This is a genomic window from Streptomyces sp. NBC_01142, from assembly GCF_026341125.1.
Lineage (GTDB): Bacteria > Actinomycetota > Actinomycetes > Streptomycetales > Streptomycetaceae > Streptomyces.
On sequence record NZ_JAPEOR010000002.1, the window covers coordinates 2,982,077 to 3,007,219 of the forward strand.

Annotated in this window: 30 protein-coding genes and 1 pseudogene; 25 read left to right on the forward strand and 6 right to left on the reverse strand. The window is 69.8% G+C overall.

Annotation, left to right across the window (positions count from 1 at the left end; all coding sequences use genetic code 11):
- Positions 1-21: 21 nt before the first annotated feature.
- The 21 genes from OG883_RS31170 (at position 22) to OG883_RS31270 (ending at position 16,604) form a co-directional block, all read left to right on the forward strand.
- A complete protein-coding gene (locus OG883_RS31170) occupies positions 22-2,238 on the forward strand; it encodes a phage minor capsid protein (RefSeq protein ID WP_266547749.1) in 2,217 nt (738 codons plus the stop codon).
- 11 nt (positions 2,239-2,249) lie between these two features.
- Positions 2,250-2,423, forward strand: coding sequence for an Rmf/CrpP fold protein (locus OG883_RS31175; protein ID WP_266547751.1), 174 nt, complete (start codon positions 2,250-2,252; stop codon positions 2,421-2,423).
- 412 nt (positions 2,424-2,835) lie between these two features.
- Positions 2,836-3,597 carry a hypothetical protein gene (locus OG883_RS31180; RefSeq protein ID WP_266547754.1) on the forward strand — a complete coding sequence of 254 codons (762 nt, stop codon included), beginning with the start codon at positions 2,836-2,838 and terminating at the stop codon, positions 3,595-3,597.
- A 17-nt stretch (positions 3,598-3,614) separates the two neighbouring features.
- Positions 3,615-4,625 carry a major capsid protein gene (locus OG883_RS31185; protein ID WP_266547757.1) on the forward strand — a complete coding sequence of 337 codons (1,011 nt, stop codon included), beginning with the start codon at positions 3,615-3,617 and terminating at the stop codon, positions 4,623-4,625.
- Positions 4,625-4,873, forward strand: a complete 249-nt coding sequence (locus OG883_RS31190) for a hypothetical protein (protein WP_266547760.1) — start codon at positions 4,625-4,627, stop codon at positions 4,871-4,873. Before OG883_RS31185 ends, OG883_RS31190 begins: the two co-directional genes overlap by 1 nt.
- 3 nt (positions 4,874-4,876) lie before the next feature.
- A complete protein-coding gene (locus OG883_RS31195) occupies positions 4,877-5,269 on the forward strand; it encodes a hypothetical protein (protein ID WP_266547762.1) in 393 nt (130 codons plus the stop codon).
- Positions 5,266-5,583, forward strand: coding sequence for a hypothetical protein (locus tag OG883_RS31200; RefSeq protein ID WP_266547764.1), 318 nt, complete (start codon positions 5,266-5,268; stop codon positions 5,581-5,583). Before OG883_RS31195 ends, OG883_RS31200 begins: the two co-directional genes overlap by 4 nt.
- A complete protein-coding gene (locus tag OG883_RS31205) occupies positions 5,580-5,933 on the forward strand; it encodes a minor capsid protein (RefSeq protein WP_266547767.1) in 354 nt (117 codons plus the stop codon). Before OG883_RS31200 ends, OG883_RS31205 begins: the two co-directional genes overlap by 4 nt.
- On the forward strand, positions 5,926-6,354 hold the full coding sequence (locus OG883_RS31210; protein ID WP_266547770.1) for a minor capsid protein: 429 nt from the start codon (positions 5,926-5,928) through the stop codon (positions 6,352-6,354). The genes OG883_RS31205 and OG883_RS31210 overlap by 8 nt, the downstream gene beginning before the upstream one ends.
- A gap of 11 nt (positions 6,355-6,365) precedes the next feature.
- Positions 6,366-6,821: a phage tail tube protein gene (locus OG883_RS31215; protein WP_266547773.1), complete on the forward strand. Its 456-nt coding sequence runs from the start codon at positions 6,366-6,368 to the stop codon at positions 6,819-6,821.
- Positions 6,818-7,288, forward strand: coding sequence for a hypothetical protein (locus OG883_RS31220; protein ID WP_266547776.1), 471 nt, complete (start codon positions 6,818-6,820; stop codon positions 7,286-7,288). The genes OG883_RS31215 and OG883_RS31220 overlap by 4 nt, the downstream gene beginning before the upstream one ends.
- A 44-nt stretch (positions 7,289-7,332) precedes the next feature.
- On the forward strand, positions 7,333-7,485 hold the full coding sequence (locus tag OG883_RS31225) for a hypothetical protein (protein ID WP_266547778.1): 153 nt from the start codon (positions 7,333-7,335) through the stop codon (positions 7,483-7,485).
- Between the two features lie 44 nt (positions 7,486-7,529).
- Entirely contained in the window at positions 7,530-9,752 is a 2,223-nt protein-coding gene (locus OG883_RS31230) for a hypothetical protein (RefSeq protein ID WP_266547780.1), read from the forward strand.
- 2 nt (positions 9,753-9,754) lie between these two features.
- A complete protein-coding gene (locus tag OG883_RS31235; protein ID WP_266547783.1) occupies positions 9,755-10,633 on the forward strand; it encodes a phage tail domain-containing protein in 879 nt (292 codons plus the stop codon).
- Positions 10,634-10,645: 12 nt separating this feature from the next.
- Positions 10,646-11,647, forward strand: coding sequence for a hypothetical protein (locus OG883_RS31240; protein ID WP_266547785.1), 1,002 nt, complete (start codon positions 10,646-10,648; stop codon positions 11,645-11,647).
- A gap of 12 nt (positions 11,648-11,659) precedes the next feature.
- On the forward strand, positions 11,660-12,754 hold the full coding sequence (locus OG883_RS31245) for a hypothetical protein (protein ID WP_266549618.1): 1,095 nt from the start codon (positions 11,660-11,662) through the stop codon (positions 12,752-12,754).
- Between the two features lie 11 nt (positions 12,755-12,765).
- Positions 12,766-13,494, forward strand: coding sequence for a hypothetical protein (locus OG883_RS31250; protein ID WP_266547788.1), 729 nt, complete (start codon positions 12,766-12,768; stop codon positions 13,492-13,494).
- A 192-nt stretch (positions 13,495-13,686) separates the two neighbouring features.
- Positions 13,687-15,048, forward strand: a complete 1,362-nt coding sequence (locus OG883_RS31255) for a hypothetical protein (protein WP_266547791.1) — start codon at positions 13,687-13,689, stop codon at positions 15,046-15,048.
- A gap of 67 nt (positions 15,049-15,115) precedes the next feature.
- Positions 15,116-16,069 carry an N-acetylmuramoyl-L-alanine amidase gene (locus tag OG883_RS31260; RefSeq protein WP_266547794.1) on the forward strand — a complete coding sequence of 318 codons (954 nt, stop codon included), beginning with the start codon at positions 15,116-15,118 and terminating at the stop codon, positions 16,067-16,069.
- A gap of 44 nt (positions 16,070-16,113) precedes the next feature.
- Positions 16,114-16,350, forward strand: coding sequence for a hypothetical protein (locus OG883_RS31265; protein ID WP_266547796.1), 237 nt, complete (start codon positions 16,114-16,116; stop codon positions 16,348-16,350).
- On the forward strand, positions 16,347-16,604 hold the full coding sequence (locus OG883_RS31270; protein WP_266547799.1) for a hypothetical protein: 258 nt from the start codon (positions 16,347-16,349) through the stop codon (positions 16,602-16,604). The genes OG883_RS31265 and OG883_RS31270 overlap by 4 nt, the downstream gene beginning before the upstream one ends.
- Positions 16,605-16,674: 70 nt before the next feature.
- Here OG883_RS31270 and OG883_RS31275 read toward each other — a convergent pair whose 3' ends face one another.
- On the reverse strand, positions 16,675-18,024 hold the full coding sequence (locus OG883_RS31275; protein WP_266547801.1) for a hypothetical protein: 1,350 nt from the start codon (positions 18,022-18,024) through the stop codon (positions 16,675-16,677).
- 125 nt (positions 18,025-18,149) lie between these two features.
- Here OG883_RS31275 and OG883_RS31280 point away from each other — a divergent pair, with 125 nt between their 5' ends.
- The 4 genes from OG883_RS31280 to OG883_RS31295 all read left to right on the forward strand — a co-directional run bounded on the left by OG883_RS31280 (position 18,150) and on the right by OG883_RS31295 (position 21,044).
- Positions 18,150-18,539, forward strand: coding sequence for a hypothetical protein (locus OG883_RS31280; protein WP_266547803.1), 390 nt, complete (start codon positions 18,150-18,152; stop codon positions 18,537-18,539).
- A gap of 221 nt (positions 18,540-18,760) precedes the next feature.
- Entirely contained in the window at positions 18,761-18,982 is a 222-nt protein-coding gene (locus tag OG883_RS31285; protein WP_266547806.1) for a hypothetical protein, read from the forward strand.
- Entirely contained in the window at positions 18,979-19,959 is a 981-nt protein-coding gene (tgmB, locus tag OG883_RS31290; RefSeq protein WP_266547809.1) for an ATP-grasp ribosomal peptide maturase, read from the forward strand. The genes OG883_RS31285 and tgmB overlap by 4 nt, the downstream gene beginning before the upstream one ends.
- A 17-nt stretch (positions 19,960-19,976) precedes the next feature.
- Positions 19,977-21,044, forward strand: coding sequence for a methyltransferase domain-containing protein (locus OG883_RS31295; RefSeq protein ID WP_266547812.1), 1,068 nt, complete (start codon positions 19,977-19,979; stop codon positions 21,042-21,044).
- Between the two features lie 334 nt (positions 21,045-21,378).
- On the opposite strand, the pseudogene OG883_RS31300 reads toward OG883_RS31295, so the two are convergent.
- From OG883_RS31300 to OG883_RS31320, 5 genes and pseudogenes are all read right to left on the reverse strand, one after another.
- Positions 21,379-21,603: pseudogene (locus OG883_RS31300) on the reverse strand (fatty acid--CoA ligase); the annotation flags it as partial.
- 149 nt (positions 21,604-21,752) lie between these two features.
- Positions 21,753-22,325 (reverse strand): SigE family RNA polymerase sigma factor, encoded by a 573-nt coding sequence (locus OG883_RS31305; protein WP_266547815.1) that lies wholly within the window; start codon positions 22,323-22,325, stop codon positions 21,753-21,755.
- 237 nt (positions 22,326-22,562) lie between these two features.
- Complete coding sequence (locus OG883_RS31310; RefSeq protein WP_266547818.1) at positions 22,563-23,729, reverse strand: lipid-transfer protein; 1,167 nt, start codon at positions 23,727-23,729, stop codon at positions 22,563-22,565.
- On the reverse strand, positions 23,726-24,118 hold the full coding sequence (locus tag OG883_RS31315) for a MaoC family dehydratase (protein ID WP_266547821.1): 393 nt from the start codon (positions 24,116-24,118) through the stop codon (positions 23,726-23,728). The genes OG883_RS31310 and OG883_RS31315 overlap by 4 nt, the downstream gene beginning before the upstream one ends.
- Positions 24,105-25,142, reverse strand: coding sequence for an acyl-CoA dehydrogenase family protein (locus OG883_RS31320; protein WP_266547824.1), 1,038 nt, complete (start codon positions 25,140-25,142; stop codon positions 24,105-24,107). The genes OG883_RS31315 and OG883_RS31320 overlap by 14 nt, the downstream gene beginning before the upstream one ends.
- Position 25,143: the final 1 nt, after the last annotated feature.

The window sequence follows — 25,143 nt, forward strand, 5'->3', positions numbered from 1 at the left end:
CGACCAGAGCAGGGGGGCACCGTGCCGATCCATCCGGGCATGGTCGAAGACCTCGCCTCCAACACGCGCGACCTTTACGCCGCCGCCGAGCAACGCCTGTTGGGCATCATCGCCCGGCAGCTCGCCGCTGGCCTCGACGCACCAGGGTGGGCCGAGCGGAAGCTCGCCGCCGTCCAGCAGCTACGCCGTGCCTCACAGGGCGTGGTCGACGAACTGGGCAAGGCCGTGAGCCTTGAGGTATTCGACGTGGTCGCCGAGGCGTACAACATCGGGCACCGCGCCGCGGTCGCCGAAATCGGCGCCCTGTCCAACGACGCGCGGGCCCTGGTCGACGACGTGACGCCGAACGCCCAGACCCTCGACCGGCTCGCACAGGAAACGGTCGACGTGGTCACCTCGACGCACCGCTCGATTCTGCGGGCCGTAGTCGACCGGTTCCGGGCGATCGTCGCCCAGGTCACCGCAACACCCCTACTCGGCACCGGCACCCGCAGGGAGGCCGTACAGGACGCCATGCGCCGGTTCGCCGACGAGGGCATAGGGTCGTTCACCGACCGCGCCGGCCGCCGATGGCAGCTCACCTCCTACGCGGAAATGGCCGTACGGACATCCGTTGGCCGTGCCGCGACCGAGGCGCACATGCGCACCCTGTCCGACGCCGGTATCGACCTGGTGATTGTCTCGAACGCGCCGCGCGAGTGCCCGGCCTGCCGCCCATGGGAGGGCCGCGTACTGGCCATAGACGGCCCGACCGGCGAGCGCACGGTCGAGGTCGAGCACGCGATCGAGGACGGTCGCATGATCCCCGTACGGGTCGCCGGCACCCTCGACGAGGCTCGCCTCGCAGGATTTCAGCATCCGAATTGCAGGCACTCCGTAAGCGCCTACACCCCAGGTCTGACAACGATCGAGCAGGCCACCAGCGACTCCGCCGGGTACGAGGCAGGCCAGCGACAGCGGGCGATCGAGCGCAACATCAGGAAGCACAAGAAGCGCGAGGCCGCGGCCGTCACGCCCGAGGCGCAGCGCGCCGCACGGCTCAAGGTCAGGCAGTGGCAAAACGCGATGCGCGACCACCTCACGGCGAACCCCGATCTACGCCGGTTGCGGCACCGCGAGCAACCGGGCGCCTCGAACCTCCCCAAACAGCGGACCGAGGCGACGCCCGAGCAGGTCGACGCCGCGCGCGTGTGGTCGGGCGACGAGCAGGCCGTACGGGAGATGAGCGACGACCAGTTCGCCGCCGCCATGCGCTCGAACCTGCTCGACGACCGCGCCCGCGCCCGGATCGAGGCCGAGGCCGACCGCCGCGACCTCGACGACCTGCTCGCCCGCATCCGCCCCGGCGGCACCCTCGCCGAGGACTTGACCCAGTTCGGCGACCAGGAACTCGCGAAGGCTTTCCCCCACCTCGACGACGCCGACGCGCTGAGCGTCATGGCGGAGATGGACCGCCGCGACCTCGCGGGACGTCTGCCGGGGGTGTCCCCGGACCTGGTCGGCCTGTCCGACCACGACCTCGCCGCGCGCGCCCGCGGCGCCGACCCGGACACGCTCGCCCTGATCGCCGCCGAGGCCGCCCGCCGCGACCTGCTCACCCGCCTGTTCCCCGGCGGGCAGCTGCGCGCCGACCTGTCCGACGTGACCGACGACGAACTCGCATGGTGCATGCAGTACGCCACACGCGACGAACTGCCCGGAATTGCCGGCGAGATGGACCGGCGCGACGCCCTCGACATGCCGCAACCGGCGGACACGGGCGACGCCGTCGCCGACCTGCTCGCCGACCGGAACGCCCTCGCCGACGCCCTCGACCCCGCCCCGAACCCGGACGGGTGGGGCGCCCTCGCCGACGACGCCGTGTGGGCCGCCATGGTCGGCGACGACCAGGCCGACACCGCGCCAGACGACCAGGGCGAGGACGAGCTGAGGATCACCCGCCGGCAGGCACGGGAGCTGTACGACGAGTACGTGTATCTCCAGTACCTCAAAGCGGAAGCGGACTGCAACGGCTACCTGCTCAACAAGAAGGCCGCCGCCGAGAAACGCAACCCCATCACTCTGTTCTCAGGTCCGGCGCGTATCGCGTACGCGCACGCCTCGGACGAACTCAGGGAGTGGTGGGCCAACAACGGCCGTATGACACAAGCTGAGTTCGTCGAGCAGGCGACCGGCAAACCGCAGCGATGGGCCGCCGGGGCCCGGTTCAATGAGGCCAAGGAACAGCAAAAGTGGTAAGGGGGCGCAGCATGGGAACGCGCGAGGAGATCGCCGAGTCGATCCTCAAGGGCCGCGAGGCAGGCGAGAGCGGCCAGGAGCCGACAGTCTGCCCGTACCCGCGCGCCTCGATCCTCCGTACGGCGTGGGTCAAGGGCTACGCGCCCGCCCGCCGCGCGCGTGAGACGGACCGCGCCGCCGACTAGGCCGTTTCGTTTGGATCAACGGGCGGACCAGAGGAAGATGCCCGGAACGCACGTCAGGTCATCGGCCCCGTGCGGAGCCGCCGCACGTCCCTCACGAGCGTGTACAAGACACTGAGGAAGATCACAGCTCCAGTCCCGATCCAGAGGGCCGACGCTCCGGAGCGGTACTCACGAACGGCAAGGACGAGCAGCAACATGCTGGCAAGGACGCCGAAGGCCGAGATCAGAGCGCTGATGCGGTTAGTCACACGGACATCATCAACGACAACCCCGGCCAGCGGGTGTGATCCAAACGAAACGGCCTAGCACAGACCACCGACAGTACGACCGAGGGGCCCGCCTGGTGCGGGCCCCTTTTGCATGCCCGAACGCGCCCGCCAGGAGCGGGCCTGACGCACCAGGAGTGCACCCCATGCGTATACGCACCCTCGCCCGCCACCGCCTCGACGGCGCCGGCTGGGCCCACCCGTACCCGCTCGACCCGTTCTCTCCGGTCCTCTACGCCGACGGCGGGGGCGCGGCGGGCGGTGATGGCGGACAGGGCGCCGCCGGGACCGGCCAGCAGGCAGGCGACGGCGGACAGCAGCAGGGCGGCGACGGTACCGGCGGGCAGGACCCGACCGGCGCCCAGGGCGCGCCGCAGCAGGCCGCCGAGGCTGACATCAAGACCCTGCCCGACTGGGCACAGAAGGAGATCACCGACGCCCGCAAGGAAGCGGGCAAGGCCCGGACCGTCGCGAAGCAGAACGCCGCCCAGGAGGCGCGCCAGCAGCTCGCGCAGGACATCGGGAAGGCCCTCGGCCTGGTCACCGACGACAAGCCCGCCGACCCCTCCCAGCTCACCCAGCAGGTCACCGACCTGTCCGGGCAGCTGCGCGCCGCGCGTACCGAACTCGCCGCGTACCGCGCCGCGGGCAAGGAAGGCGCCAACGCCGACCGGCTGCTCAACTCCCGCGAGTTCGCCGACAAGCTCGCCGCCCTCGACCCGAAGGCCGCCGAGTTCGCCGAGCAGCTGCGCAAGGCGATCACGGACGCGGTCGCCACCGATCCGGACCTGTACCGCGCTGCATCCGCCGGGCCTGCCCGCGGCGGCGCCGAGTTCAACGGGCCTCCGGCCGGTGACAAGCGCCCGGCCACCCTCACCGACGCCATCGCCGCCAAGCTCGGCGGCTGACCCCCAGGAGTACACCCATGGCGATCACCCTCGCCGACGCCAAGCTCAACACAACCGATGACCTTGACCTGATGGTCATCGACGAATTCCGCAAGTCGTCGTGGCTGCTCGACAACCTCACGTTCGACGACGTGGTCAACCCCGCCGGCGGGGGCGCGACCCTGACCTATGGATACACCCGACTCGTCTCCGAGCGGGGCGCCCAGTTCCGCCCGTTCAACACCGAGTACCCGACGGCCCAGGCGAAGCGCGCCCGGTACACGGTCGACCTGTCCCCGCTCGGCGGCGCGTTCGAGGTCGACCGTATCCTCGGCAACCTCGGCCCGGCCGCGACGAACGAGACCGCTTTTCAGATGGGCCAGCAGATCAAGGCCGCGCGGACGTTTTTCGCCGACCAGGTGATCAACGGTGTGCGCGACAAAACCGCCGCCGCAGAGAAGGGGTTCGACGGCCTCGACGTGGCCCTCACCGGGACCGCAACCGAGATGAACGCGAACGCGTCCGTCGACTGGACCGGCGCCACCCTCGGCACCGACCAGGCCAAGGCGCATGACGCGCTCGACCTGCTCGACGAGTTCCTGTCTCTGCTCGACGGCACCCCGTCGGCGCTGTTCGGGAACAAGAAGACCATTGCGCGCGTGCGGTCTCTCGCCCGGCGGGCCGGGTACTACAGCCGGACCGAGAACGCGTTCGGCCAGACCGTCGAGTCGTACAACGGAATCCCGTTCGTCGACCTCGGTGAGAAGGCGGGCAGCACCACCCCGATCATCCCGATTGAGACTCGGGACGTGGACGGCGCAGGGGCTGGCGGGAACATCACCGGCCTGTCCGACCTGTACGCGGCGCGCCTCGGCCTCGACGGCTTCCACGGCGTGTCGACCGCCGGCGGAACGGTCGTGCGCCAGTGGCTTCCGGACTTCACCAGCGCCGGGGCCGTCAAGAAGGGCGAGGTGGAACTCGGCCCGGTCGCGGTCGTCCTCAAGGCGACCAAGGCCGCCGCGGTTCTGCGGAACGTCAAGGCTCAGTGATGTCCGTGCGCTACGCCATCACCGCACCCGACGAGGGACGCGCCGGGCGGCTGCTCGGCGCCGACTTCACCGACGGCCGCGCCCCGCTCGACGATCCCCCGCCGGGTGTCCTGCTGTGGTTCCGCCGCCACGGCTTCACCGTCGAGGCGGACGACGGGCCGCCGCCCGCTACCCCGAACGCGCCGAACGCCCCGCCCGAGCCGGCGGGGCGTTCGCGTTCCCGCAGCAAGACCGCGAAGGAGGGGTGACCGGTGGCCGGTCGCGTCTACGCCACCCCCGAGCAGCTGGCCGCGTGGACCGGCCAGCCGGCCCCGACCGACGCCGACCGGCTGCTCGCGCGGGCGTCCGAGGACATCGACGACGCCCTACTCACCGCCGTGTACCGGACGGACGACCTCGGCATGCCGACGGACACGAAGGTGATTCAGGCCCTCGCCGATGCCGCGTGCGCCCAGGTTGAATACCAGCTCGCCACGGGCGACGACGGCACGGGGGCTGCGGGCCGGTGGGGAACTGTCTCGATCGGCCCCGTATCGCTCGGCGACCGCCGCGACGCCCCCCAGGCCGCCGGCGACGTGGACCTCGCGCCGCGCGCACACCGCGCCCTCACGCGCGCGGGACTGCTGCCGGGGGTGATCTGGTGAACGTCCCCCGGTACCTGTTGCGGCACCGGATCACGATCGAGTCCTACCGTGGCGACAGCGCGTACGGCCAGCGGTACGGCCCGCCGGTCGCGAACGTGCCCGCCCTGGTCGCCGAGACCATCCGGACCGTGCGCGACCGCGAGGGACGCGAGGTCACCAGCACCGCGCAGATCATCGCCGCGCCCGGCCTCGACTGTCCGGCCGAGTCGCGGATCACCCTCCCCGACGGCCGCACCACCCGGGCGATCAGCGTCGCCCACCACACCGCGCCGGGGCTCCCGGTGCCACAGTGCACGGAGGTGAGCGCCGAGTGACTCAACGGGCCCGCCTCAGATGGAACGGCGCCGCCGCCATGCGTGGCACCCGCGCCGGGGCCGTGCGAGGTCTGCGGATCGCCGCCGAGCACGTCCTCGCTGATTCGAGGAAGGTCGTCCCGATTGAAGAGGCCACCCTCGAACGCTCCGGGGTCGCCACGGTCGACGAGTCGTCGCTCACGGCCGCCGTGTCGTATGACACGCCTTACGCGATCAGGCAGCACGAGGAACTGAACTACCGGCACGACGCCGGGCGTTCGGCGAAGTACCTCGAACGCCCCCTCACCGAGCAGGCCGACACCGTCGCCGAGATCATCGCCGCGCAGCTGCGGAGGTCGCTCCGTGGCTGACGCCGACCCGCTCGACGGAGTCGCCCGCCTGCTCGCCGCGCGCGGCCTGGTCACCTACGACCCGACCGGCACGACCGGCGATCTGTTCGTCGAGATCATGCCTCCCGCGCCCGATGCCGCGGTCGCCCTGTGGCTGTACGACGGCGAGGCGCCCGACACCCGCAATGCCTACGACACCCCGCGCCTCCAGGTGCGCGTGCGCGGCGGGCCCGACCCGCGCGTCTCGCGCCGCCGCTGCTGGGCGATCTACAGCGCGTTGCACGGCCTCGCCGGCGTCGAACTGCCCGACGGCACATGGCTTGTGCTCGCCGCAGCGCGCGGCACCCCGGCCCCGATGGGCCCCGATTCCGCCGGCCGGCACGAACACGTCGTCAATTTCGACCTCGACGTGTCGGCCCCCACCGACCACCGCACTGAATAGGAGGCCCCTGCATGGGACGGCCCATCGACGCCCGCGGCTGGGAATTCGAGGTCGCGACCGAGACCGCCGGCACGTTCGTCCGGATCGGCAACCTCACCAGCTGGACCCACAACCCGGGCGAGAACGAAGAGACCGCCGACACGACCACGTTCGACAGCGACGGGTATTACGAACAGGATGTGATGCAGCGCGGCGCGAAGATCGAGGTCAGCGGCCTGTACGCCCGTACGTCCGGCACCCGCGACGCCGGACAGGATTACATCGACAAGACGTGGGCGTTCAAGTTCGGCGAGGAGTCGCGCGGAAAGCTGCGGTACCGGCACACCTCACAGACCACCTGGGCTGTGTGGGAATGCACGGTCACGCCGGGCGAGAACGGCGGCGAGACGAACGCCAAGACTTCATGGGGTGCGACATTCACCCGGTGCGGCGCCCCGACCACCGCCGCGGTGGTGACGACCCCGTGACCGACCCCCTGATCGAGCCAGCCGAGGTCGAGGTCGAGGTCGCCGACTTCGACGCGTTCTTCGCCGAGCAGGCGGAGCCGGAACCCAAGGGTGTACCGCTCAGGCTGTACGGGCGCACGTACACCCTGCCGCCGACCCTGCCCGCCCTGTTCACTCTCCAGCTGCACCGCGTGCAGCACTCCGCCCGGCCCGACGACATCCGGCGCCTGCTCGGCTCGCTGTTCGGCCCGGACGCCGTCGACCACTGGACCGAGGCGGGCATGTCCGACCGTCACCTCGGCATCGTCCTTCTGTGGTCGACCGCCAACGTTGCCGAGCCGGACGGCGTGTCCATGGAACGCGCCGCGCAGCTGTACGACGAGCGCGAGGCCGCCAAGGGAAAAGCGACACCGCGGCGGGCCCCGGCCAAGCCCAGGCCCAAGAGCAAGGGCAAGGGCAAGCCGCGGAGTTCTGGCAAGCGGTCCTGAGCAACTGGGGCGCGGTCGAGTCTGACCTCGCTCAGACGTACGGCATGTCGGCCCAGGACATCGCGGGCCTGTCCACGCGCGCGTTCCTGGTCCGCCTCGCCGGTCTGCCCTCCGAATCTCGGTTCGCGCATGCGTGGCGTACCACGCCCCGCATGGTGTCGGATCCCGAGGAAATCGCCCGGCTCACCGGGCGGTGATCAGCGCGACAACTCCATAACAACTGCATAGCCGGGGGTGCTCAATGGCCCTCACCATCGGCGAGTTGGTCGGTTTCATCGACCTCGACGACTCCGGGGCACAGCGCGGAGTCGACCGGACCGAGGCCGCTCTCGTTGGTCTCCAGCGGGACGCCGACGGGCGACTCAGGGACCTGCGGGGCCGGTTCGTCGCCGCGGGCGCAGAGATGGGCGGCGCCCTCGGCGACGGCATCGGCGGGGGTGCCGAGGAAGCAGGGCGCGGCCTCGCCGGTATCGGCCCCCTGATCGGCGCGGCGGCGACGAGTGCGAAGCTGCTCGCCGGCGGCGCCGTGGTCGCGGCGGGCGCGCTCGCCGCCGTGCCGCTCGCCGTGATCGGCCTCGGCGCGAAGGTGCTCGCCGAAAACGAGCAGGTCAAGGGCGCGTTTACCGACCTGTCGGAGCACGTCAAGGGGCGAATGCAGGAACTCGCCGCCCCGCTGGTCGAGCCGTTCGTCAATGCGGCCGACCAGTTGGGCGGCATCTTCGACGGCCTCGCCCCGCAGATCGGCTCCCTGTTCGAGGGCGTCGCCCCGCTGGTCGAGCCGCTGGTCGAGGGGATCGGCGCCCTCGCCAAGGGCGCAATGCCCGGCCTGGTCGCCGCCGTCGAGGCCGCCGGGCCGGTCATCGACGCACTGTCGACCGGCCTCGGCGCGGTCGGCGACGGCCTCGGCGGTTTCTTCGAGGGCGTCGCAACCGGCGCGGGCGGCGCGGCTGAGGGACTGGGCGGCCTGCTCGGCGCGGTGGGCGAGATCCTGCCCGCGCTCGGCGGTCTGATCGGTGCCCTCGCCGAGGCCGGCGGGCCGGTCCTGTCCGCCCTCGCGGGCGCGCTGGGCCCGCTGGTGTCGTCCCTTGCGGACGCTCTCGGCCCCGCCCTCGCCTCGCTCGGCCCGCCGCTCGCGCGGCTGGTCACGGCACTCGGCGACGGCCTAGAGCCGATCGTCGACGCGCTCGGCCCGGTCCTCGCCGTCGCGGCGGACGCGTTCGGCGTCCTGATCGACGCCCTGTCGCCGATCCTGCCCGTCATCGGCGAGCTGGTCGCGTCACTGCTGCCGGCCCTCACACCACTGCTGACTGCGGTAGGCGACGTGATCGCCCAGGCCGCGCCGGTCGTCATGCTGCTGGTCAACGCCCTTGCGGGCGCCCTGCGGCCGATCATCGCCCAACTGCCGGGCCTGGTCGCTCCGTTCGCGACCGTCCTCGGCGATCTCGCGGAAACGGTCCTGCCGATCCTCGCCCGGCTGATCGTCGCCCTGTCGCCGGCGCTCGCCACCATCGGCGAGGCGTTCGGGCAAATCCTGGTCGCCCTCGCCCCGCTGCTGCCCGCCATCGGCGAGCTGCTGATCGGTGCCCTGAACGCCCTGATGCCGATCATCGAACCGTTGATCGGCCTGGTGGGACAGCTCGCGGGCATCCTCGCGAACGGCCTCGCCGCCGTGATCGAGCAAGTCGTCGTACCCATCATCGGCGCCATCGTCGCGCTGCTGTCTGGCGATTTCGGCAGGGCGTGGGAGCTGGCCAAGGGCGCAGTACAAGCGGCCGGCCGGCTGATCGGCGAGGCCGCGATCAAGATCGGCGAATTCGTCGGCGCGGGAGTCTCCGCCGCCGTCGACTGGATCAAGGGATTGCCCGGCCGCGCGTTCGACGCCCTCGCCCCTCTCTCTGGGCGTCTGCGTGACCGCGCGGTGTCGGCCCTGTCCAGTTTCAAAGACTCGATCGTCACCAAGGCCAGCGAGGCGATCGCGTGGGTGCGCGGCCTGCCCGGCCGGATCGGCTCGGCGATCGGCAACCTTGGAACCCTGCTGGTCGACAAGGGCAAGGATGTCGTTCGCGGCCTGTGGAACGGCATCAAATCCATGGGCAGTTGGCTGAGATCCACGCTCACCAGCTGGGCGAAGGATCTCGTACCGGGCCCGATTGCCAAGGCTCTTGGCATCGCCTCGCCCTCGCGCGTCATGGCACGCGAGGTGGGCCGGTGGATTCCCGCCGGTCTGGTCAAGGGCATCGAAGGCGGCGCCGGCGCGGTGGATCGCACGATGCGCAATCTGGTGACCCCTCCCAACGTTCCGTCCCTCTCGCCCGCCCTCGCGGGCGCAGGCGCGTACGGGAACCCGTTCACCGCCTCGGCGTCCGGCGCGACCGTCCACGTCGAGCACTGGCACGCCGCCGAGAACGGCACCCCCGACGACAACGCGAAGGCCCTCGCTTGGCTCGCGAAGGCAAGGGGGTGACGATGGTCGGCTCCCTGGTCACCCGCCCCGGGCAGGTGCAGTACGGCGAGTTGCTGCTCGGCGCGGGCACCCCGTACCGGTGGCGCGGTATCACCGGGTGGGAAGACCTGCCCGCCCTCGACTCCGGAACGGCCGTGCGCAGCGATGCGCACGGCGCGTTCCCCGGTGGCCTGCTCGCACAGGCCCGGACGATCGGCCTCGACGGCCTGGTCATCCGGGCCCCGCGGGCATCCGTCGGCGCGGTCGTCGGCGCCCTGAACGCCGGCACGGTGCCGGTCGAGGACGAGCGACCGTTCGTCGCGTGGCTCGACGACCGCGGGCCCCTGCTCGCGTACGCGCGAGCGACCCGTCGGGCCGTTCCGGCGACGCTCGGGTACCGGCTCGGTACCATCACGGGCGGCGCCCTTGAGTTCGTGGCGACCGACCCGCGCCGGTACGAACTCGCCGCCCGCGCCGCCTCCTCGATGCTGCCCGCGTCCGAGGCTGGACTGTCGTGGCCGCTGGCGTGGCCGCTGTCCTTCGGCGCGCCAGGCAGTACCGGAGCAGTCACGGCGGCGAACGTCGGCGACGCCGACACACATCCCGTGATCGAGTTCCGGGGGCCTGTCGTGCGCCCGTCCTTGACCAACATCGGCACGGGCGACGTACTCGAATACGACATCGCGCTCGCCGCCGACGACGTCCTCAGCATCGACACGGCTGCTGGGACGGTCGTCCTCAACCGCACCGCGTCGCGGATCTACACCGCGACCTCGCGCTCTGTGCCCGAGCAGACGTTCACTTTCCCGCCCGGCACATCGACCCTCCACTTTCGCGCGGCAACCGGGAGCAGCGATCCCGCAGCGTCCGCGACCGTGCGCTACCGCTCGGCCTACTGGTAAGGAGACACGCCCGTGACCGTGCGTACCGCATGGCTTCTGCCGGAGGGACAGACCCGCGAAGACACCCGCCTCGCGCCCGTCGCCCCGATGACGCCCGAGACAGAGACCCGCATCCGCGACGGAGTGCTCGCCGGCGGAAACCCGTTCGCCGCGACCGGAGCCGGCGCGATGGGCCTACAGATAGGTGTCGGGCGCGCCATGGTGCAGGGAACCGACGCGCAGGGCGCATACCCGATCGCCCTCGACGCACCCGTGACCGTCCAGTTCGCCGACGGCGACGCACAGTTCGGCCGCATCGACGCCGTCGCGCTGCGCGTCTACGACCAGCTGTTCGACACCAGCGGGCAGAACCTCGCCCGCGTCGAAATCGTCCCAGGTACCCCGTCAGCGACCCCCGAGGCGCCGAACATGCCCTCTGCCACGCTGCGCCTGTGGGACGTGACGGTACCCGCGGGCGCGTCCGCGGGCGTGGGCGGTATCAACTGGGCCGCCGCCCTCGCCGACCGGCGCCGCTACACCGCGGCAGCCGGCGGCATCATCCCGCGCGGCTGGGGACTCGCATTCGATGGCGCCTACGACGGCCAGTACCGCGACAGCGGGGGCGTACTGGAACGCTGGTCGGGCCCGCTCGGCGCGTGGCAGACCTACCGCGCCCCGACCGAGACGCCACTCGTCACCACCACGGGGGCGACCGCCTCGACCGGCTACTCGGTTACGTCCTTTCACGCCCGTCGTGTGCCCGGCGTTCAGTCATTCACTGTCGCCGTCCAGCGGACAGGAGCGACGATCACCTCGCCCGCCGGCGGCAACATCGCCGATCAGCCGCTCGTCACCCTCCCGTCCGGGTGGCGCCCCCCGAGCGGGCACGACCTCGAACTCGCCGCATCCGACGGATTCGGCGACGGAACGGCCTACCTGAACACCGCCGGACTGATCACCCTCCGCGTGTGGGTGCCGGCCGGAACGATCCAGACCGGCCGCACCATCCGCATGTCCGGATGCTTCGTCACGTGATCGGGGGTGAACGTGGCCACCCCCTACCGGGTCCTGTTCTGTGACCTGCGATCCGACCAGCTGCTCGACGCCCTGCCCGTACAGGGCGTCGCCCTTGACGACTACATCGGCAAGACAGGCCGGCTCACCGGCACCGTGCCGATCCCCAACCGCGCCATGGCCGAGCGGGCACGCCGGGCGATCCTGCCCGGCCGTACGGGCGTATGGGTCGAGCGGGGGCGCGAGCTGTGGTGGGGCGGTGTCCTGTGGACGCTCGCCCTCGCCTCGGACAGCCGCGGGCGCCTCGGCGCACAGATACAGGCCGGCGGGTGGGAGTCCTATCTCTACCGGCGCCTTTTGTTCGACACCCAGACCGCCGACGGCGTCGATCAATTCGACATCGTGCGCGGCCTGGTCGACTACGCGCAGAACACCCGCGGCGGCGACATCGGCATCACATACGACACCGGCCTCGTCGGCGTACCGCGCGACCGCACGTTCACCCGCTACGACCTGAACAGCATCGGCGACCTGCTCGACGACCTCGCCGCAGTCGAGGACGGCTTCGAATGGCGCATCGCAAGCTTCCGCGACCGCGACGGCCGCAGGGTCAAGCGGCTGCAACTGGGGCACCCCGTGATCCGTACCGGCGCATCCGACATCGTCCTCGACCATCCGGGGCCGGTCCTGTCCTACACATGGCCAATCGACGCGACCGCCAAGGCAAACGGGTGGCAGAGCCGCGGCGCGAGCATCAACAAGAACCAGGCCGTAGACAGCTACCCCCTGACCTCGCCGGTTCTGGTCGCCGAGGACGACATCGACGCCGGGTGGCCCCGCCTCGACGGATCGAGCGACTACACCACCGTTGAGCGACAGACGACCCTCGACGCGCACGCCCGCGCCGACTGGACCGCCGCCCGCAACCCGGTGACCATCCCAGAAATCACGGTCCTGCTCGGCGGGACCATCACGCCCGCCCTGCTCGGCGCCACGATCCGAATCCGCATCCGCGACCTGTGGCACCCGACCGCCCTCGACGCCCGATACCGCGTCGTCGGCATGTCCGTCACCCCGCCCGAGCGCGGACGCCCCGAAACCGCGCAGCTGTACTTGGAGGTCCCGTAACCGTGCCGTACGTGCCACAGGACGTACTCGACCGCCTCGCCACCATCGAGCGCGAGATCAGGCAGCTTCGCGGGCGCGCACAGATGCGCCCCGCCCTTAACCAGGTGTTGAACGGCGACGTCGTGATCGGCGAGGGCGGGCAGCTGATCGCCAAGACCCCCGGCGGCATCCGGACGTTCGTCGTCGGGCAGACCCCGGAAGGCGACTGGGGTGTCGGCCTCGGCCGCGAAAACGGCACGGCCGCCCTTACCGTCGGCGACGACGTGAACAGCGGCAAAGCCCAAATGATCCGCATGTGGTCACGCGACACCACCGCGCCCGACCGGATCATCGTCATGGACGACGCCTATTCGGGCCGGTTCCTCGGCCGGCCGTCGATGCCGATCCCGATGCAATCGACCGCCGGACAGATGACCGCCAGCACGAACGACACGACCGCATGGACCGGCGCGACCAGGCTCATGAACCCGGTCCTCTATGCCGCATTCGAGACCTACACGCCCGCCGGCACCACGGCCGACGTGCGGTTCGAGGACAGCGACGGCGTGATCGAGTCGTGGGTCGCCAACACCTCGAACGGCTGGACGCTACGGCAGATCACCAAGCCTGTCCGGCAGGACTTCATGAACCACGTCAACTACCGGCTGAAACACTCCGTACGGTCCGGCAACGGCCCGATCCAAACGAACTGCCTCGGTGTCTACACCCGGAACACGTTCACGCCCTCGGAGGCCCCGTGACCACCCCGACCCCCGCCCCCGCTCCGGACTCCGCGAGCAGCGGCGTGATGCCCGAACCGGGCAACGACCCCAACCCCAGCGCCCCGCCGCCAATGGAGGACACCACCGATGCCGCTCCCCGAGGGAATACCGACAGTCCGAGTAACGGGCCGGTTCCTGACGCCTGACGGAAAGCCCCTGACGGGCCAAGTCGTGTGGCGCGCGCCCGGCCTGGTCACGTTCGGTGCGTACGACGTGATCCTCGGCGGGCCCGTCACCGCGCCGCTTGACGCCATGGGCGCGTTCGAGATCGTTCTACCGGCCACCAACGCCCCCGGGATGAACCCGAGCGGCTGGTCGTACACCGTCGCCGAACAGCTCGCAGGCGTGCCGGTCAACCGCGTCTATCAGATCCTCTTGCCCGCCGAGACGCCCGCGGTCGACCTCGCCGACATTGCCCCGACCGATCCCTCAACGCCGAACTACGTTGCCGTACGCGGCGACAGCGCGTACGAGGTCGCCGTCAAGAACGGGTTTACCGGCACCGTCGCCCAGTGGCTCGCCTCGCTGGTCGGCCCGCAGGGCGTCAACGGCGACCAGGGAACGCCCGGTACGCCGGGCGTCGTCCAGTCCGTCAACGGGCAGTCCCTCGCCGCAGTCGTCCTCACCGCCGCCGACGTAGGCGCCGTGCCCGCCACCGCACCGGGCGCAGCGAACGGCGTCGCCCAGCTGGACGCATCCGGTAAGGTCCCGGCCGCGCAGCTCCCGGCATCGAGCGGGGGCGCCGTCGCGTCCGTCAACGGGTACACGGGCGCCGTCAACCTCACCGCCGCCGATGTGGGCGCCTCGGCGACCACCCACACCCACACAGCCGCGACTGTGGGCGCCCTCGCAACGACCGCCCGCAGCGCAGCGAACGGTGTCGCGTCCCTCGACGCCTCGACCAGGCTCCCCATCGCACAGATGCCGACCGCGGTCGCCAAGAACACATGGACCCCGCAGAGCCTCGGCTTTCAGGCGTGGTCGTGCGACCCAGCCCACGTCAGCAACCCGACGACGCTCAAGGCCGCCGTACTGCAACGCATCTACATGAGCGGGATCAACATCACGGAACCCACCCAGGTAAACCGCGTGGTGATCTTCGCTCGCGGGTGGGCCGGATCGACGGCTGTCCCCGCAGCCCGGTTCTATGCCGGGATCTACAACGAGAGCGGGTCACGCGTCGCCACATCCGGACTCGTGTCGAGCCTGCCAGCCGCCGGCCAGATCGCCGGAACCGCGCCCGGCGGGAACGACAACCACATCGGTGCCGTCCCGGTATCGCTCACGGCAACGGCCGACCTGCAACCAGGCCGGTACTGGGCTGCGTTCCTGCTGTCCGCCGGAAGTGCGACGGATTTCTACTACATGCACGTTCAGAACGAGAGCCCGAGCGCCCCGGCGAACTTCTTCCTTGGCACCGCCTTTCAGCGCGCATGGTGCCTCAACAGCCAGGCGTCACTGCCCGCAACCGTGAACCAGTCGACGGGCGAGGTCGGCCTCGACCCTGCCGTCATGGCCCTGGCCATGGTCTGACGCTCCCACCTTCCGTACGCCCCGGCACCGCGCTGCGGGCGTTTTTTCATGTCTGGAGACAACCCCTATGGCATCCCCCCTGTCCGCAACCGCGTTCCGCGACGCCATCAAGCGCGAAGGCGTGAGCGTCGTCGAGGTCGGTTCCTGGCCTACCCACAACCGCAACCACAAGGGCGCATGGGGCCCGCTGCACGGCGTGATGATCCACCACACCGTGAGCGAGGGCACCGCGCACAGCGTCGCTCTGTGCCGCAGCGGATACACCAAGTTGCCCGGCCCTCTGTGCCATGGCGTCATCGACAAGACCGGCACCGTGCACCTCGTCGGTTTCGGCCGCGCCAACCACGCCGGAAGCGGCGACGACGACGTACTCGACGCCGTCATCGCCGAGCGGTCCCCGCTCCCCGTCGACAACGAACTCAACGCCGACGGCAACCGGTCGTTCTACGGGTTCGAGTGCATCAACCTGGGCGACAACGCCGACCCGTGGCCCGAGGCTCAGGTCGAGGCCATCGCCCGCACCGCCGCCGGCATCTGCCGCGCGCACGGGTGGGGCGCCCATTCCGTGATCGGACACTCGGAATGGCAGACCGGCAAGGTCGACCCCCGCGGCCCGATCGGCCACAAGGGCGGGCCCGCCCTCACCATGGACAAGATCAGGGCACGCGTCGCCCAGCTCCTCGACGACGACACCGCGCCGGCGCCGGGCAAGCCGACGCCGGGCAAGCCGCCGGCGAAGGTCGTCGCCCTCTCCCAGCTGATCGCCGCCGCCCGCCACGACTCGGTTCAGGCCGGTACCCCCGTTTCGTACGCGGGCGCGCGCATCGTCGAGGACGCCCTCGCCGCCGAGGGACTGCTCGCCCGGAAGTACGTCGATGGCCACTACGGCACGCAGACCAAGGCGGCGTACGCCGCGTGGCAGCGCCGATGCGGTTACTCCGGGGCCGCCGCCGACGGCATCCCGGGCCGCGCCTCGCTGGACGCCCTTGCCAAACGGCACGGGTTCGGCGTCGCCGCCTGATCAACCCCCGCCCGTACGTTCCTCACCCCACCGGAGAAATAGCCATGGCACCCGCCAACAAGCGCACCATCCGCACCGTTCTGCAAGGCGTCATTGCGTTCACCGTCGCGCTCCCCGGCATCGTCGCCGCGTCCGGAGTGTCCGACTCCCTGCCCTGGGTCGCCAGCGGCCTCGCCGCCGCAGGTGGCCTCGCGCGCGTCATGGCCCTGCCCACCGTCGAGCAGCTGCTCGACCGCGTCGGCCTCGGCCTGGTCGACGAGGAGAACGGCGGTAGCGCGTGACCCAGCCATCCCGGCCCGAGTCCGTCGCCGTCGAGCTGGAGAAGCTACGCGGCACGATGGCTGCGGGGTTCGCCCGCGTCGACGGATCGCTCGCCCTGCTCGTACAACGTGGCGACCAGACCGACCAGCAGCTCACCGACCACGACCAACGGCTCGACGCCCTCGAACGCTCCCGGTGGCCCCTGCCATCGGTCGCCGCCCTGGTCGGAGCTCTCGGCCTCACCCTGTCCCTTTGGCAGTTCGCCACCAAGTGACACAGCAACGCCCCCCGTACGGCCCTGCGTGGCCGTACGGGGGGCGTCGTTGTGCTTTCAGGGTTCCCCGTCAGTTCTTCAATGCCGCCACCTTGCGGGCGCGGCCGGCCAGTTCTCGAACCGGCCGGGCGTTCGTATGCCTCCGCAGCTGAGTGGTCATCATCTCGAAGTGGTCGTCACCACGAGCCGAAGAGACATGCTCGTATTCGTCCAGGAACCGCCCCCAGGAGTCGCAGGCGGCGTCGAGGTGTCCAAAGGCATACTGCCGCTGCGCCAACAACGCGTACGAGTGCACGCGCCCCTGACGCTCCACTTTCGGTTGCACCTTGATGGACTGCTGAAGTGCCTTGATGCTGCCAGGAAGATCTCGTTCTTCGTACAGCACATGGGAAACGTGGAACAGCCACGCTGTTTGATCGTACCCACCGATCGCATCTCGCCGGCTGTCGGCTTTGGATAGTGCGGCCTCGGCCTCCCGCAGACGCCTGTGCGACAAGTGCCGATCGCCGACCATGCTCGCGGCGTGTGCCTGCTGCCCCCGCAGGAACGCCACGAGTCGAGGCCCTGCGGCGGGCGCCGCTTCCGCAGCCGAGTCAGCAAGCTCCAATGACTTCCGGCCGTAGCCCAGGTTGGACGCCTGCAAGCTCATGCCGCGCAGCGTCCGGCAGTAGGTCACGTGGTCTTGCGCCTCGTTCGCCAGCTTCAATGCCTTGACGTAGTAGGTCTGGCCAAGGCCGTGGGCTTTCTCGTACATGGCCATCCACCCCGTGAGGTACGTGAGGTCGGATGATGCGGCAAGCATGTCGAGGCGAACCCGTTCAGTCGCCTGTGCACGTAGCCAGGGGCCTACGGTATTGACAAGGAACGCGGCGGCCATGGGGCGGGCATGCCCCGCTCCGAGTTCGTCGAGGATGTCCGCGATACGTTCCGTCATGGTGCGCACGGCCTGAACCTGCGAAGCACCGATACGAATCGTCTTCTTGCCGGGACTCACCGGCTGATCAGCAGCATGCACGGCGCCGGAGAAGCCGGGAACGGCCAGTGCCGCCGAGAACACGCCTGCGGCGAGCACGCCGCGACGGGATGGGTCCATATCCGCCCTTCCGAGGTCAATCAACTCCTCGACAGTGTCCGCCGGTTCAGACCTCAAGACAGACGGAGCGGGCGTCAGGCCAGCTTCGGCATGCGTGACCGGTCGACCAAGCTGCGCCGACAGCACCTCAACGATCAGCGCCCTGGCCTCGGCTTTCGGCTGCGCACCGGCAATCCAGTGCGAAACGGTGGATTGGCTGTAATGAAGATCCAATCCCGCCTGCACGCCGAGGCGATTCACGCGCTGCGCAAGCTGCGTCCGCGTCAATTTCGCCTGGTCAAGTAACCCCGCAAGCGCAGGGTTGGGTGTGCGCTTCTTCGTGGCCATGCCTCATCTCCCGACGGCGTTCATGGCGTTCACGTTGTCACCAGCTTCCAACGGTACCCGCGGAGGGTGACCGCACGGTTACCTCTTCACCGAACCCCGAAAGTTCTCGGCCTGAAAGGGGGCTGATGGTGACCACAACCGAAAAGAAGGCAGTCGGCACGGCCACAGGGGCGCACAGCGCCAACGCCGAACCGCCCATCAACGTCGACGCCGTTCAAGAGGCGATCAGCAAAGCCAACACGATCTGGCTCGACGTGCCCCCGCGCCGCCAAGTCGACCAGCACACGCAAGAACTGACCGAGCACGCCCAGCGCTTGCTACGCGAGGACTACCCGGCAGGCGAGCAGAACAACCCGGTTGTGATCGCAGCGTTCCGCGCCCTGTACAAACTGCTCGACCTTGCCCACAGACCCACGCCGACCACGACCAACTACACGGCATGGATGTACACACGCAACCTCGCCAACGCCACTCACACGCTGCTCGACCTGCACCGCCGGTACCAGGTTCCGTGACCGCGCGACCGCCACGCCGCCTGTCACAGATCGGCGAAATCGTCATCACGACCGTCCTCGTCGCCCTGATCGTGACCGCCTTCGGCGCCGCTCTCTACAGCAGCGCCACCCCATAGACCCCCGTCGCGCGCTCTGCTGCGTCCGCCGAACGGCGAACGCGCAGGAAAATCGAGCGCGCGGCGGGAGCCCTGCACCACCCATCGCATTCCCTTGGAGGGAACATGACGACAACCACGATTCCGTTCGCCGCGCGTGCCGCGGCACCGCCCTGCCTAGTCACCACCTCAATCGCCGGGGTGACGTGGAACAGTGGCCGGCAGCTGAACGAGAACGCGGACGGCACCCCCTGGCACACGGGGGACATGGCCGCTTCGACCACCGACACCAACCTCGACGGCCAGGGCGACGACGTCTCTGACCCGTACTACGCGCCCGCGTCATGACAAGCGCCGCCCGCCCTGTGCTCATCGTCGCTGAACAGCTCGATGCGGCTGCCGACATGGTCGTCGACCAGCTGAACCAGCGCGACATTCCCGTCATACGGTTCGACGCCGCCGTGTTCCCCCAACAACTCACGCTCACAGCCGGCCACGGGTCGACCGAGCTGGGATGGACCGGGGTACTGGACGACGGGCACCGGACGGCGCGGCTTGAAGACGTCCGGGCCGTCTACTGGAGGCGGCCCGGACGCTCCGCCATCGCCGACACCGTCCCCGAGCCATATGCGACGTGGGCCCAGAACCAGGCTGACGCCGCCCTACTCAACCTGTTAGCAGCCCTCCCGGGTGTCCGATGGATCAACAACCCTCATCACGACCGGATCGCCGCCCACAAGCCCCAGCAGCTCACCACCGCAACGCACTGCGGACTGAGGGTGCCACGCAGCCTCATCACGAACGACCCCAAGGCCGCCCAAGCATTCGCAAAGCAGATCGACGCCCCGATCATCTGCAAGCCCATCCTCGGCGGGCGCCTCCCTGTCGAAGAAGGTCGCTCCCTGATGGTGGCCACGCACTACGTCAATGCCAAGGAGTTCGACGACAGCATCCGCACCACCGCCCACTACTTCCAGGAAGCCATCGACAAGGCATACGAGGTACGCCTCGTAGCCGTGGGCGATCAGGTGTTCGGCGGCACCCTGCACACCACGTCGGAACGCGCGCGTACCGACTGGCGCACGGACTACAAACACATCGAGTACGGCACCACGTCCGTTCCCGACCACATCATCTACGGCGTACGGCGCTTCCTGGCTTACTACGGGATCGTGTTCGGGTCGTTCGACTTCGCCGTGACTCCTGATGACGAGTGGGTGTTCTTCGAGAACAACCCCGCCGGCACATGGGCATGGGTGGAGAACCGAACCGGCCTGCCGATCGCCGCTGCCCATGCCGACTACCTGCAAGGAGACACCGAATGACTTGGCCGGACACCGGAGTGTCGGCCGCGCTGCGGCAAACGTTCGCCGCGGAACTCGACCCACAGTTCGACAGAGGGTGGGTAGACGCGTTCGCGGCCGTCCCCCGGCACGTATTCGTCCCCCGCTACTACGCCCAGTCTGACGACAGGTCGTGGCGGAGTGTCACCTTGGGTGACCCGGGCTACATGGAAACGATCTACTCGAACCAGGCACTGACCACCCAGCTTGACGAACACGGCATCCCCACCAGTTCGTCAAGCGAACCCGCCCTCATGCTGGAAATGCTCGACGCCCTCGACGCTCACCAAGGCGACACGGTGTTCGAACTCGGGACGGGCACCGGCTACAACACGGCGCTGCTCTCGCACCGGCTCGGCGACGACAACGTGACAAGTATCGATGTCGACCCGAGCCTCGTGGAAGCTGCGGCCTTCCGGCTGGAAAAGGCCGGGTACCGCCCCTTCGTGACGACCGGCGACGGCGCCCGCGGCTGGCCGCAGCGCTCCCCCTACACCCGGATCATCGCCACCGCCGCGCTGCGTGCCGTGCCGGCCCCATTCCTCGACCAGGCCGCACCTGGCGCGATCATCGTCGCCCCCATCGGGTACGGCGTACTACGTGCCACCATCACCGCCCCCGGCCACGCCACGGGCAGGTTCCTGCCGACACCCGCGCACTTCATGCCTCGCCGGACGCCCGGCGCTGCCCCTGCGTTCGACGCGGTGCGTAGCGTGGAACCAACGGATACCAAGGTGGCGCCAACCGACGTCCTCGACCGCCTGCGCTTTCCCCTGTCGATCGCCTTGCCCGGCCACAGCTCGTGCTCGTGGCGGGACGATGACGGCGAACTCACGGCCGTTGGCCTGTGGACCGAGGACGGCTCAACAGCAACCGCCCACGTCTCCGGCTCCGTCCGCCAGATCGGGCCACGGCGCCTGTGGGATGTCGTGGAAGACCTTGCCATCTTCGAGAACGTGCCGCATCGCGATGACTTCCACATGACCATCACGCCCAGTCGGCAAACCGTCTGGTACAACGCGCCCGACGGGCCTTCATGGGAACTGCCCGGAGGAGACGGCCCATGATCACCATGCTCGGCACCATCGCCGCGTTATGCGGCGCGGCAACGGCTTACTACACCCTCACTCACAACCGAGGCCGCTCACGATGAGACAACGCCTCTTCTGCCTCGTGATGATCATCAGTTCGGTCGCTGTGGTGCTGCCTCTGGCCATCCTCGGCGATCCCGGCCGCTGAACCCCGGCCCCGCACGAGCCGGCCGCGCCGCCCTCGTTCCCCCACCGGGCGGCGCGGTCTCCTGCCCACGACGGCCCCGGTTCCTCCCACAGGAGGGGCCGGGGCCGTCTGTCTGCCCTAACGCCGCAAAACCCCAGGTCACACCGAGAGTGTTTTACCCACGTTGCTGCACATGAGGGTGGCGACGCGCTGGTCGCCGTCGATTCCGAGTTCGTCCCGCAGGGCGTTGGCCAGCTGGGTCGCCCGCGCACCCACCTCCGCGAAGGTGCGGCGCTGCGGCTCGGCTTCCCCTGTCCAGGTAGTGATCTGTGACTTACCGTGGATCGTCATCCCGTGGTGAAGGATGCGGGTCACAGTCAGCGGTACGTCCTGCATGGTGCTCAGCACGGCGTCCTCCCGGTGGGCGCTAGCGCTACGTGGCAGTTACGGGTGTGTAGATTCTGCTCACATACCGCGCGGTATGTCACTACCCGGGAGTAAGGAATCACGGTGGAGGCCGTCCGGATCCGCAGGGGCACCGCGCCGCCGGCGGCAGGTCAGCGGACCGGCGAAAGCTCCGGGTCCTCGCGGAGCTTGCCGAGCGCCCGCGATACCGCGCTCTTGACCGTGCCGATCGAGACGCCGAGCACCTCGGCCGTCTGGGCCTCGCTCAGATCCTCGTAGTAGCGAAGGACGACCATCGCCCGCTGCCGGTCCGGCAGCTTCATCACGGCGCGCCACATGGCGTCGTGCAGAACCTGCTGTTCGGCCGGGTCGGTCTCGGGCACGGCCTCCCGCTCGGGCAGCTCGTCGCAGGCGAACTCGTCCACCTTGCGCTTGCGCCACTGTGAGGTGCGGGTGTTCAGCAGTGCGCGGCGGACATAGCCGTCGAGCGCCCGGTGGTCCTCGATCCGCTCCCACGCGACGTAGGTCTTGGTGAGCGCGGTCTGCAGCAGGTCCTCGGCATCGCTCGGGTTCGCGGTGAGCGAGCGGGCGGTACGCAGCAGTACGGGCCCCCGCGCCCGTACGTACGAGGAGAACGACGAGTAGGTCGCACTGCGCGTCTGGGGCGCGTACGACGGCACCGGCGCGGCGGGCTTGGAAGCGCTTGTGCAGACTGGCGTGGTCATAGGTCCACGCTAGGAGCGGGCACTACCGTCGCGGATCGGCCCCAGGTCCCGAAGCCCTCTCCGCCTCAGGTTGTAGTGGTGGTGCTGCCCCCACCTCCTGAAGGTGGAGGAGACCCTCAGGGTCGGATACGGGCCACCCGGCTCCCCAGCCGTCGGCACAGGGTGCGCCCAGCTGTCTCAGCAGCCCACTCACCAGTCCGTTCGGCAGTCCGTTCAGCAGTCCGCTCAGCAGCCCGTTCAGCAGTCCGCGCCCAGGATCAGCCCGGATGTGGGAACTCCGGTGCCCGCCGTGACCAGGGCGCGGGCCGCGCCCGGTATCTGGTTCACCGAGGTGCCGCGCAACTGTCTCACCGCCTCCGCGATGCCGTTCATCCCGTGCAGATACGCCTCTCCGAGCTGCCCTCCATGGGTGTTCAGCGGGAGGGAGTCCGCCGCCACGAACTCCGCCGCCTCACCCGGCTTGCAGAACCCGAACTCCTCCAGCTGCATCAGCACAAATGGCGTGAAATGGTCGTAAAGAATGCCCACATCGATATCACCGGGCGCAAGCCCGGAAGTCCGCCAGAGCTGCCGGGCGACCACGCTCATCTCGGGCAGGCCGGTGAGGTCGTCGCGGTAGAAGCTGGTCATCGCCTCCTGGTTGCGGCCGGCCCCCTGCGCCGCGGCGACGATCACCGCGGGCGGATGCGGCAGATCCCGGGCCCGCTCGACGGAGGTGACCACGATCGCCTGGGCGCCGTCGGTCTCCTGACAGCAGTCGAGAAGACGCAGCGGCTCCACGATCCAGCGCGATGCGGCATGGTCGGCGAGGGTGATCGGCTTCTCGTAGAAGTACGCCGCGGGGTTGTTCGCCGCATGACGGCGGTCGGTGACGGCGACGGGCCCGAACGCCTCGGGCGTGAGCCCGTATGTGTGGAGATAGCGCTGGGCGGCCATGGCGACCCAGGATGCGGGGGTAAGCAGCCCGAAGGGCAGGCTCCAGCCGAGCGCCGCGCCCTCGGCGGACGGCTCCCGGTGCTGCACACCGGAGCCGAAACGCCGTCCGGAACGCTCATTGAACGCCCGGTAGCAGACGACGACTTCGGCGATGCCCGACGCGACGGCGAGGGCGGCCTGCTGCACGGTGGCGCAGGCCGCACCACCGCCGTAGTGGACACGGGAGAAGAACGACAGCTCGCCGATACCGGCCGCCTGGGCGACCGTGATCTCGGGGCTGGTGTCCATCGTGAAGGTAACCAGGCCGTCGACGTCGGCGGGGGAGAGCCCCGCGTCGTCGAGGGCGGTATGCACCGCCTCGACGGCCAGCTTGAGCTCGCTGCGCCCGGAGTCCTTGGAGAACTCGGTGGCCCCGATCCCGGCGACGGCCGCCCTGCCGCCGAGTGAGTCGCGGTGATGGATGCTCATGCGCCGGCCTCCGGGAGGATCACGGTCACCGTGCCGGTGACGTGGTTACCGATGCCATTGGCTCCGACGACCCTCACTTCGGCTGTGGCGCCCTCGACGGAGGTCACCGTGCCGCTCAACACCATGGTGTCTCCCGGATAGTTGGGCGCCCCGAGGCGGATGGCTACCTTGCGCAGCACGGCACGCTCTCCGATGCAGTCGGTGATGTACCGCCCGACCAGTCCGTTGGTCGTCAGAATGTTCATGAAGATGTCCGGGGAGCCCCTTTCCCTGGCGAGCTCCGTGTCATGGTGCACGTCCTGGTAGTCGCGGGAGACGACGGCTCCGGCGACGATCAGGGTGCGGGTGATGGGGATGGTGAGCGGCGGCAGTGCGTCACCGGCTTTCACACGAGGGCTCCCTTGCGAGTAACTGGCCGAGTTCAGCGAGGAGTTCTGAACCGCATCCGAGGTAGGCGTCCAGCTGGCGCCCCCACAGGAAGTGGCGGTGGACAGGGTGGTCCAGGTCGGCGCCCGTCCCGCCGTGCAAATGCTGCCCGGCATGGACGACGCGCTTTCCGGCCTCGGAGGCCCACCAGGCGGCGGTGAGCACCTGGGTGGCGTGCGGCAGCCCTTCGTCGTACCGCCAGGCCGCTTCATAGGCCGTGACCCGTATCGCCTCGGTATCCATGTATGCGTCGGCGGCGCGGATCAGCACGCCCTGGTTGGTGGAGAGGGGACGCCCGAACTGCTCGCGGGTCGAGGTGTACTCCACGGCCCGGGCGAGCGAGCCCGTGCACACCCCGGCCTGCAGCCCCGCGAAGGCGGTACGGCCCAGAGCCAGTACGGACTCGTACGCACCGGGCCCGCCGATCCGTTCGCCCGGGGTCTGGGACAGGACGAGCCGCCCGGCCGCCCAGGGCGCGGTGGTCTCCACCTCCGCCACCTCCGCATCGGTGGTCCGTACGAGCCACAGCGCACGGTCGGCGTCGGGGACCAGCACATGCGTGGCGTCCCGCAGCCAGGGGACGTACGGCACCGATCCGGTCAGCCGCCCCGGAGCGGAGGCTCGTACACCACCCTGGGCAGGGAACGCGCCGGTCGCCACCGCCCTGCCGTCGCGGAGCACCGGCAGCAGCCGGGCCCGCTGCTCGTCGGTGCCGTGCGCGGCCACCGCCAGCAGTCCGTATACACAGGTGGCCGCGAGCGGCACCTGCGCGGTGGTCCGCCCCTGTTCCTCCAGCACCAGCACCAGACCGAGCAGGCCTATGTCCTCGGCGGCCCCGACAAGCCCCGCCGCACACAACGCCTTCCACAGCTCGGCGTCACTGCCCGTCCCCGCCGCGGCGAGGCGCTCGTGGGTGGAGAGGTCGCCGAATATCTGCGCCGCCAGCTCCCGCGCAGCCGTCTGCTCCTCCGTGGGCGTGAAGTCCATA